The sequence below is a fragment of the Methanoregula sp. genome, assembly GCF_052325125.1.
Lineage (GTDB): Archaea > Halobacteriota > Methanomicrobia > Methanomicrobiales > Methanospirillaceae > Methanoregula.
In genome coordinates this window covers 1-9984 of sequence record NZ_JBKQWO010000042.1, presented here as the reverse complement: position 1 = coordinate 9984, position 9984 = coordinate 1, and the positions used below count along the sequence as shown (strand labels likewise).

10 protein-coding genes are annotated in these 9984 nt (G+C 51.2%); 9 read left to right on the top strand and 1 reads right to left on the bottom strand.

Going from position 1 to position 9984, the window contains the following annotated elements; translation table 11 throughout:
* Window positions 1-210 precede the first annotated feature (210 nt).
* From ACLQMU_RS09960 to ACLQMU_RS09945, 4 genes are all read left to right on the top strand, one after another.
* A complete protein-coding gene (locus tag ACLQMU_RS09960; protein ID WP_443673685.1) occupies window positions 211-408 on the top strand; it encodes a hypothetical protein in 198 nt (65 codons plus the stop codon).
* A 940-nt stretch (window positions 409-1348) separates the two neighbouring features.
* Window positions 1349-2113, top strand: coding sequence for a type IV pilin (locus ACLQMU_RS09955; RefSeq protein ID WP_443673684.1), 765 nt, complete (start codon window positions 1349-1351; stop codon window positions 2111-2113).
* On the top strand, window positions 2110-2724 hold the full coding sequence (locus ACLQMU_RS09950; RefSeq protein ID WP_443673683.1) for a type IV pilin N-terminal domain-containing protein: 615 nt from the start codon (window positions 2110-2112) through the stop codon (window positions 2722-2724). Before ACLQMU_RS09955 ends, ACLQMU_RS09950 begins: the two co-directional genes overlap by 4 nt.
* Window positions 2725-3186: 462 nt before the next feature.
* Entirely contained in the window at window positions 3187-3570 is a 384-nt protein-coding gene (locus ACLQMU_RS09945; protein ID WP_443673682.1) for a DUF5658 family protein, read from the top strand.
* Between the two features lie 915 nt (window positions 3571-4485).
* On the opposite strand, the gene ACLQMU_RS09940 is transcribed toward ACLQMU_RS09945, so the two are convergent.
* Window positions 4486-4566 (bottom strand): hypothetical protein, encoded by an 81-nt coding sequence (locus tag ACLQMU_RS09940; protein WP_443673686.1) that lies wholly within the window; start codon window positions 4564-4566, stop codon window positions 4486-4488.
* Window positions 4567-4654: 88 nt separating this feature from the next.
* On the opposite strand from ACLQMU_RS09940, the gene ACLQMU_RS09935 reads away from it, so the two are divergent.
* The 5 genes from ACLQMU_RS09935 to ACLQMU_RS09915 form a co-directional block, all read left to right on the top strand.
* The gene (locus tag ACLQMU_RS09935; RefSeq protein ID WP_423988310.1) at window positions 4655-5602 is read left to right on the top strand and encodes a FecCD family ABC transporter permease; all 948 of its coding nucleotides are present in this window, start codon (window positions 4655-4657) and stop codon (window positions 5600-5602) included.
* Window positions 5599-6849 (top strand): ABC transporter ATP-binding protein, encoded by a 1251-nt coding sequence (locus tag ACLQMU_RS09930; RefSeq protein ID WP_423988312.1) that lies wholly within the window; start codon window positions 5599-5601, stop codon window positions 6847-6849. Before ACLQMU_RS09935 ends, ACLQMU_RS09930 begins: the two co-directional genes overlap by 4 nt.
* Complete coding sequence (locus ACLQMU_RS09925) at window positions 6846-7613, top strand: TIM barrel protein (RefSeq protein WP_443673681.1); 768 nt, start codon at window positions 6846-6848, stop codon at window positions 7611-7613. The genes ACLQMU_RS09930 and ACLQMU_RS09925 overlap by 4 nt, the downstream gene beginning before the upstream one ends.
* A gap of 598 nt (window positions 7614-8211) precedes the next feature.
* Window positions 8212-9153 carry a cobalt ECF transporter T component CbiQ gene (gene cbiQ / locus ACLQMU_RS09920; protein WP_443673680.1) on the top strand — a complete coding sequence of 314 codons (942 nt, stop codon included), beginning with the start codon at window positions 8212-8214 and terminating at the stop codon, window positions 9151-9153.
* A 22-nt stretch (window positions 9154-9175) separates the two neighbouring features.
* On the top strand, window positions 9176-9984 hold an 809-nt coding region (locus tag ACLQMU_RS09915; RefSeq protein WP_443673679.1), incomplete at its 3' end, for an energy-coupling factor ABC transporter ATP-binding protein.

Here is a 9984-nt window from a genome sequence, read left to right as displayed (position 1 = left end):
GAAGATGATCGGGTACGGAAAACCGCAGGATATCCTGACGCCCGACTGCATCCGTTCCGTGTACAGCGTCGATTCATTTGCCATAGAGAACGAGTTCGGGAAATTCATCGTACCGTTCCGGGCCCGGTCGCCGGGGTGAACCGAGTTTTTTCTCGTGACCAGATGTAAGAATTGTAAAAAAGTAAATAGTGACAATACAACTTCACGTATATGCCCAATCAGGAATGTGCGACAAAAAGAATTCCCGTGTGTCCCAGTACGTGGGAATCTGCTTACGAACTCCGGAAACCGGGCCAGACGTTCGACGCTGTGATTAAAGAGATGGTTACAAAAGAGAAGCGCCGCCAGCTCTTCGAAGATGCAGATCGCAAAATGCGCGAAGGGCACTTTGTGGGGTTCAAAGAGTGACCCTTCCGATCCTGATCGAAGATGAGGCACAGGCTTTTCCTGACGATCTTCCAGAAAAAAGTCAGCGTATAATACGCGAGTGGGATTGTACACATTCCCGGTAATCTGTATCCCGGAAAAGACGGGGACAAAGAATTGTTCGTCAGTCATGGGAAGGATCCCGTTTACCGCTTGCATATCAGCCACAATTACACGGCATTTTGCCGGATTAAAGACGGATGCGTTTATGTTTACGATCTGATGACCATCGAACAGGCGCATAAAAAATATGGCCTGATGTGATCCCCTGTTATCCGTTCGTCTCTACCCTGCTTCATGAGTTCCCCCGTTTATCCATCAGTACTCCCCAGTCAATCCGGGCCCGATACAGGCTCCGATTGGCGTCTGACACAGTGAAAAGAAGCCCGTATCGGGCTCCGTTGGAAAATAACCCCAAATTGACCTTATTTTGCCAATCGGACGAAATAAAAAGTTCACGTATTGGCGTTTTACGGCCCGATCCTGAGGTCTGATAGGTTTTGCCTGATCCCGTAAATGGGGGCTGCCGGTGGGCTTCTATGGCCCGATTATGGGTATTATATGGGGCTCAAATTGGGCGTATTTTTGCAAATAAACAAAGAATTTCAGTCTGATTTTTAGCAGACCCGATTTGCCGCAGATTTTGCCGTATTTTTTGGTTTCGGGATTGAATTGCCTTTTTCAGAATCAGTTCCCGAAGGTGATCCCGGGATAGTTCTCTCCTCATGTTGTAGATAAATGTCAAGGGAATGTTACATAACGATCTCAAAAAATATACTTTTTATAGCACTTGGTGCTACATATTTTTACACATGTGTTACCATTGGATCTCCAACATAACCCGTTCGATCTCATCATGAGATAAGCAGGAAGGACCGGCTGCCGGGGAATCCGATAACCATCGTGTGCAGAGGTGAAAAGTTTGAATCTTAACGAAAGTTTTCGGTTAAAGCGCGGCGAGGAGGCCGTATCACCGGTGGTCGGCGTGATGCTGATGCTGGTGGTTACGATTGTCATCGCCGCGGTGGTGAGCGCATTTGCGGGGGGATTGGCAACAACAACTCCTAAGGCACCAACCTTGGCGATGGATATATCGATTGCAAGCACAGGTGAACCAACTGACAGTCACATTACGTTTGATGTACAGTCGGTAAGTATACCAATCTCCACCAGCCACCTGAAGATTATCACATCCTGGATCAGTGCGAGTGGCATCAGCGGGGGAAACACAAGTGAGATGGGATTGAATTCGCCCAATGTTTATACAGATGATCCTTGGTCGTTCCTGTATCAGGGAATGCAGATGAGTGGTCAAACTGTTGATCAACACCAAGCTCCGCTTGGTTATGGACAAGGTATAAACGGCACACAGGTGTCTGCTGGTACGATTGGCATGAACCAGTGGTTTGGTAACTATACTCTGGTACCCGGGACGAGCATGCAGGAGGTGCCGGATTTCGCGTATTATGGTGTATCTTCAGGACAGACTCCTGCATCAGGAGGTACGGGACCAACATCGCTGTATACCTACTCCAGCAGTGAACCTACCGGGTGGGTCGATGGTATGCAGGCCGTGCTTGGTGGGAACTGGAACGCGCTCCGTCCAGGGGATACCGTTCATGTCAACATCGTCGATCTCCAGAGTGGGAAAACAATTCTGAGTAATGATGTGGCGGTGACGGGATGACGACCACGAAGATGAACATCGAACATGCAGTCTCACCGGTTGTGGGCGTTATGCTGATGCTCGTAGTTACGATTATTATCGCTGCGATTGTAAGTGCATTTGCCGGGGGTCTGGCCACGGGGACGAGCAAAGCGCCGCAGATGACGATGACTGCCACATTCAGCAATTCCACGGGAATGACCATCATGCATCAGGGCGGGGATTCCATCAGTACACTCTCGACGCATTTTGTCGTCACACCCACATCGGACTTTGGAACGTATCAACATCTCCACTGGACGATAAACAGTTCGGTCATTTCGGTTGACACGAGTTCAGGATTTTTACCATGGGATCAACCGGGTGCTTTTTCATCTGGATTAGCGCGAACCTTCCAAGCTGGTGAGACTGCAAACATTAGTGTGAATGACCTGAACCAGGTCCAGCCAGGGACATACTCCGATACCAGTGGGTTGAGTAACGCTAAACAAGCAGATGGACGCTGGTCAGATGCCTTCAGTCCCTCTTATGGCTTCATGAGTACCGGCTCGCTTGGCGAACGGTTCAACCTGCAACTTGTCGATAACAGTGGAAAGACAATTGCCACAACCGTAGTGACAATTCAACCGTGAGGTGGAGAAACCAGAAAAAATCTGATTTGGGGCAGCGGTTTCACCGGTTGCCGGTGAAGCCCGATCTCTCTCTCTTTTTCCGGCAGGGTTGTCATGGTACTCGTGCATATGGACTCCAATCCCGAACCGTAGTTGTATGATCACCGACATTGGCGCAGTCTTCTTTATTATCTACACAAGGCATCTACGAAATAATTTCCAGTTTTCTCTGACGGGTGGGGAAAGGGAGTGACTTGCAGTTGCATCAATTCTCGCGATGGAGCCGAAGATCCTCATACCCGACAAACCCGCAACCGGATAGGATTATGTTCATCTGTGAGTAAACATACCGTTTGTGGAACCGCTTGATGGTCAAGAGGGAAACCATTGTTATGATTATCCACGATCACGCGCGTAACCTTGATATTACAGACGGGATTACTTTCAGAATGTCGTGATGGATTATGGATCCGGAGACTCATAATGGCAGATTCACTCATAAAACCACAAGACCGGTTCTGGAATGACCTTGTCGCGATATTTGACGCAGATTTGGATTCACCGCTTGTTCTCTCCTTACTCGTTCTTTACGTGGTCTGCTTTCTTGATGTAACAACTACATCGATGATCCTCTCACACGGAGGAGCTGAGTTAAACCCGTTGATGGATTTTTTTGCCGGCTCACCGTTCATGCATCTCCTGCTGAAATGGCTGGTAGTTTTTTTCATATTCATTACAGCATCGTACTGCGAACAGAAAATCCGCATGTCCGGAATGATCATTATGGGGGTTATAATCCTGTGGTTCCTGATCGTTGTAATTCATAACGTGGTTGTCTACCTGACCTTCCTGTACCCTGCCATTTAAACTATGGTTTATTACAGGTACAGAATCGCCAGAATGTGTAAATTGAATATTTTAAAAATTCATACTAAATTGAAATTTTTTTATACTCGTGCGCCCAACCAGTATATGGTGATGGCACCAGAGAGCATCGCCAGAAAATCGCCTCATCTCTCTCTCATTCAGAATTGCATGTCCTCACTCAATCTCATCTCTCAATCTTTCTGTTTTTTTAATTCATGTGGTTCACCGCAAAAAATGTTATCACACCATTTCATACGAAATTAAAAATGTTTATTACTTCCCTCCGCCAAACGGTAACCAGGGTGATGATACCAGCGTAAACATCCACGTCCACCCGGACATCCCCTCAAAAATGGATGCTGGCGCTCGTCTCATTGTCATCCCGATCCACCCCATATAACCAGAATCCATCATACAGGGGGAGTTGAAGAACAAGATGGTTGAAACCACGACGAAAAAGAACACACCAGACCCAAAACAAAAGAAGACCGAACCAGCAAAGAGCAAAACTGGAAAGAATGCAGCACAGAAAGCCAAAAAGTGAATCCTTCACACTTTCTTATCAGGGATATCAAGCGCAGGGGCTGACCGGACAGGACGGTTTTGCCCCTGATCGCTTAAAACACTACGTTTCCTGTCTTTCCTGCCGCCGGACTGTTTTTGAGGTTCCTGTTATCTCCCTGCTATACCGGTTGCACGCGGGGGTAAAGTAGAAGCTTCAGGATCTTTTGCCTCTCGCTCCGCTTCGTTCCTTTACGGTCAGATTACATTCGGCCCCGGAACCTTACGCACATCAGTGTTCCTTTGTTTGGACTACCGTTCTTTCCTCGTCCTGATAGGACACCCGGGAAGATCCTGTACTCCCCATTTGGAGACCCACACCAAGAGAGGGATCATGTGCTCCCGCAGTTCCTCTCAGTCAGCGGTCAGCGAGTACTGGGTGGCGGGTGGGGAAGTCGGCAGACATTTCCGGTCCACAAGCCCGATCCGTTCCAGATTTTTCAGCGTAAATTTACTTTTGGATCTACTGGCTTTGGCTCAACACGCAATATTATTTTACTTAAATCAACTATAATTTAATCACATGCACAAGGGATATGCGGCCATCATTGTCCTTGCGGCTCTCGCCGCTGCAACGGTCGTGATCTGCACAGGTTTTGGACCGGCAGGCGTTCCGTTTTTCGGCATGTCCGGCAATGACACGACATCGCTTATCCTCTTTGATATCCGGTTGCCCCGGGTCATTGCCGCGATGCTCGTGGGTGCCGGGCTTGCCGCTGCCGGTGTCGTGATGCAGGGGTTATTCCGGAATTCCATGGCCGACCCGTACCTGCTGGGCACGTCATCCGGCGGAGCGCTCGGGGCCAGCCTTGCGATTGTACTTCTTGGCGGGGCGTTCCGCAGCATCCTTGCATTCATCGGATGCCTTGCCGCGTCGTTTATTGTCTACGGTATCGCGCAGAAAGGCGGGCGCGTGAAAGTAGAACAGCTGCTGCTCACCGGTATTGCCGTCTCCATGTTTTTTTCTGCAATCCTCTCCGCACTTATGTACTCTGCCGGCCAGAACCTGCACCAGATCCTCTTCTGGCTCATGGGAGGGTTCTGGAACATATCCTGGGACGACGTAAAACTGGGCATCATCATTCTCCCGGCCTCGCTTGCCCTTCTCCTCTTCTCGCGCGAGCTCAACATCTTTTCCATGGGGGAGGATGATGCAATCCACCTTGGAGTCAATGTCGAGCGCCTTAAGATATTCCTCCTTGCGGCAAGCTCGCTCATCACCGGGCTTGCTGTCGCCATTGCCGGCTGTATCGGCTTTGTCGGGCTCATTACCCCCCATATTATGCGCTTCGTGGTCGGCCCGGATCACCGGGTCTTAATCCCTGCATCGATGCTTGCCGGTGGTATTCTTCTTGCCCTCTCGGATACGGTCGCACGGACGGTCGGAAACGAAGTCCCGGTCGGCGTGATAACCGCATTTCTGGGTGCACCGTTCTTTATCTGGCTCCTCAAGAGGAGGTTCAGTACGTGATCGAGCTTTCCGGTGTGGACGTACACTACGGGGCCCGAAAAGTACTGGATGCAATCTCGTTTGATGCAAAGAAAGGCACCTTTGTCGGGATCATCGGCCCGAACGGCTCGGGAAAAACGACTCTCTTAAAGGCGATCAGTCGGGTGATCACGCCCACCGGAGGGATTATCCAGCTCGACGGGCAGCCGCTTTTTGCGCTCTCCAGCCGCGAACTTGCACAATCGGTCGCGGTTGTCCCACAGGAAACCGGGCCCGGGTTTGACTTCACGGTCAGTGACGTTGTTATGATGGGGCGCTATCCCCACATGAGCCGGTTTAGCAAGGAACGAGAAGAGGACTATGCAATCTGCAGGAAGGCCATGTCGCTGACCGGTATCACTCATCTTTGTGATCGCTCCATCCACGCAATCAGCGGCGGGGAACTCCAGCGCGTGATCATCGCCCGGGCGCTCGCCCAGCAGCCCCGTCACCTCCTGCTCGATGAGGCGACCTCGCATCTCGATATCAGCCACCAGGTGGATATCCTGGCAACTATCAAAAAATTATCAGAAGAGATTGCAGTGATCGGTGTCTTCCACGACCTCAACCTTGCCTCATACTTCTGTGATGAGATCATTGTCATCAAAGACGGGAAGATCGCAGCGGCCGGCACGCCGGTCGAAGTGATAACCCCGGCAATGCTGCGCAGTATCTTTGACCTCGATGCAGCGGTCAGCATCCACCCCGTTACCGGAAAGCCGCTCGTTGTTCCGCTCCCCCGGTCGCCCCCGGCACCGGGCGGGAGCCTCCAGGTGCATGTCATCTGCGGAGGGGGTACCGGTTCCGAGATCCTCCGCGCTCTCCACCGGGCCGGTTGCCAGGTATCAGCGGGCATCCTCTCCATGAACGATTCCGATTATGAGACTGCTGGTGCGCTGGGGATTTTCTGCATCACCGAGCCACCGTTCTGTCCAATCACAGACCCTGCGCGAAAGGTACTCCTCGAACAGATCACCGCTGCCGATGCCGTGGTTATGACTGCGACACCCGTGGGTGAGGGAAATCTCGATAACCTGCGAACGCTTGCGCAGTGCGCCGGCACACCGGTGCTCTTTCTTGCGGAGGATGGCCGGGCCACACTCCCGGATTACACCGGGGGAAAAGCCACCGCGATCATCAGCCAGCTTGCCGCTGATCACCGGCTCGCCATCTTGCCATGGGACCAGCTGATCGAGCGGTGCATACACGGGAGGGACAATATCTCATGACTGCTCCACATTACGGCTGCTCGACCTTTTGCTGCATGAACCTGCCCCTTGCCGATGCGCTGGTGTTCGTACGCGAAAAAACCGATCGCATCGAGATTGTTTCAGAGGGATTCCACGATCTCTTCCGGTACCACGAGGCCTGCCATTCGGTGGATGCCCGGTACTCGGTGCACGCTCCGCTCTCTGATATCAATCTCGCGAGCACAAACGACCGCATACGTACCGCAGGACTTGGTGTGATAGACGAGCTCTGTGGAATCTGCGATAGCATCCACGCGGAGACACTCGTCGTGCATCCCGGATATTTTCCGTGGGCATACATGCAGGGCATCTCTCGCGATGCGCTGCTCCTGTCGCTTGACGCCCTCTCGTTGATCCAGCGGGAGCACGATGTCAGGATTGCGATCGAGAACATGGGCTCGTGGGAGTGCCTCCACTTCCGGCAGCCGGACCTCCTGTCCGATCTCGCGTTCCACGACATCGGGTTTGTGCTTGATGTGGGCCATGCCCGGCTTAACAATAACCTTGAGGAATTTGCACGCAACGGCCGGCCCTGCCACGTACACTTCCACGACAACGGCGGGACAAACGACGACCATGCAGCCTGCGGGACCGGCACGATCGATTTTGCCGCACTCCTCCCGCTCCTGCCGGTATCCGCGTCCCGGATTATCGAGTGTTCGGATCCTGCGTCATACGAGAAGAGCGTTGAGTACCTGTCAGCAATCGAAGATCCGGCATACCTCATCCCCGACAGATGGTGATCAACCCCCGGATCAGACTCCTGAATGCAGTGTAGTTACTATGGGGAAAAACAAGCCCAAACTGGGCTCTTTTTTCGGATTTTGGATCCCGGTCTCTTCGGGGAACGCCTGTAAACTGCTTTGTTTCAGTTCGCGTGGAACATACGCCGTATAATTGCTCCGTTTGCCAAAATACGGCTGATTTCGACCTCGCCCAATGGCCTATAATGGCCCTAGAATCGAGGTTATTTTCGCCACCTTGTTTACCCCATCCGGCACCCGGAAAGGCCGAAAAAGGGCCGAATTTGAGGATCTTTTTTTCCGATGGAGGGTCTGGCCCGGGTTCTGGACCCGGTGACGGCCCAGCAGGTTGTGGGGGTGATTACCGGAACGGGGATTTAAGAGGAACACTCCCCACCGAAGAGATTTTACGTTAAATATTAGATATGTGTTTTTTTTGATTACTATTCTGTGTATAGATCAAATATTATCACAAATACCAATACTTTTTAACTACAGGGTATCACAATATATCATAATCGTAACAATAACTGGCGCTCAGGACATGCACAGTTCCTGCTTTTTTGGGAGATAACCGGGCGCTTCTGGATGAGAAATCATGATACCTGAATGGATGCAGAAGATCGAAATTGGCCCCTGTGCCTGCTGTACAGCCAGTATCGGCAGGAAAAAGGGTTTTGTCCAGAAGGCGATCTCTGACATCTTTACGTTCTTTGAGGAATGCCTGGTAAATGACAGCATCGCCAGACGCAAAGGTTTGTTACAAAGCTTGGACCCCCGCGTAAAACTGGTCTCGATGGTTGTTCTCATCTTTGCCGTTGCAATGACCCGCGACATCCGGCTCCTTGCAATCGTGTATGGCCTGACACTCGTCTTTGCATACCTGAGTAAGGTCGAGATTGTTTTCTTCCTCAAACGCGTCTGGGTGTTCATCCCGATATTTGCGGGCATCATCATGATCCCTATCATTTTCAACGTTTTTACACCCGGCGATGCACTGGTCACCATTGCAAACCTGGGCCCGAACGCACACCTTGGCCCGTTTGCGCTGCCGCCGGTCATCACCATTACCGTTCAGGGAGTGATGGTTGCACTGACCTTCGTGTTGCGGGTGGCTACCTGCGTATCAGCGGCAGTTCTCCTGTTCCTCACGACACCCCGGGACCTGCTCTTCAAATCCCTTCGCTCGCTCAAAGTACCAAAAGTCTATGTCCTGACGATGGACATGTGCTACCGGTATATTTTTCTCTTTGCCGATACGGTCAGGGATTTTTACACGGCAAAGAAAAGCAGATCGCTCAAATCTTTACCTATGATCGAGGAACAGAAATGGGTGGGAAATCGTATCGGCTATACCCTGATAAAAGCACTTAACATGAGCGAGAAAGTGCATCAGGCCATGATATCGCGGGGATTTAACGGGGATATCAAGATCCTGCAACGATATTCAATACACCGGCGGGATTACGTGGCGTGCGTGAGTGTGTTTGCGTTCAGCATATTCCTGATACTTGTATCCCAGAACCTGGTAAAAATTTAAAAGAGTATATCTGAGGCACACCATGGAGACAATATTCGATCTGCGCGATGTATCCTATACGTACATAAAACGCTTTGAAGCACTCAAGAATGTGACGCTTTCATTCAAAGCCGGGGAGCAGACCGCCATCCTCGGAGCCAACGGGAGCGGTAAATCTACGCTCCTTTCGATCCTGAATGCATTGACGTACCCGACTTCAGGTGAATTTTCTGCATTTGGGACCCCGATAAAAGAAGAAGTGTTCGATACGCTTGAAGATAACGAATTTGCCCGGTTCTTCAGGAAAAAAGTGGGTTTCCTGTTCCAGAACCCGGATATCCAGCTCTTCTCTTCAACCGTTTTTGACGAGATTGCCTTTGGTCCGCTCCAGCTCGATCTGCCACCCGATGAAGTACAGAAAAGGACGGAAGAGGTTATCGCGATGCTGGGGATTGAAAATCTCCGGGACCGGGCGCCGCATATGCTGAGCGGCGGTGAAAAAAAGAAGGTCTGTATAGCTTCCATCCTGTCCACAAATCCCGATGTCCTCCTCCTTGACGAACCTACCGGGGGTCTTGACCCGCGCAGCCAGATGTGGCTCATTGGGATCATCCAGGATCTCGCAAAGGCCGGGAAAACGATTATCACGGCCACCCATGACCTCGATATTGTCGAACAGATCAGTACCCGCGCCATTGTTGTCGGGGAAGATCATACAATACATGTTGATTGTGACTGTGCAAGTGTGATGAGTAATCTTGATCTGCTGATGTCTGCGAACCTTATCCACCGGCATATGCACCGTCATGGCAAACTTCTCCACGAGCACCTTCATGCCCATTCGAAGGAACA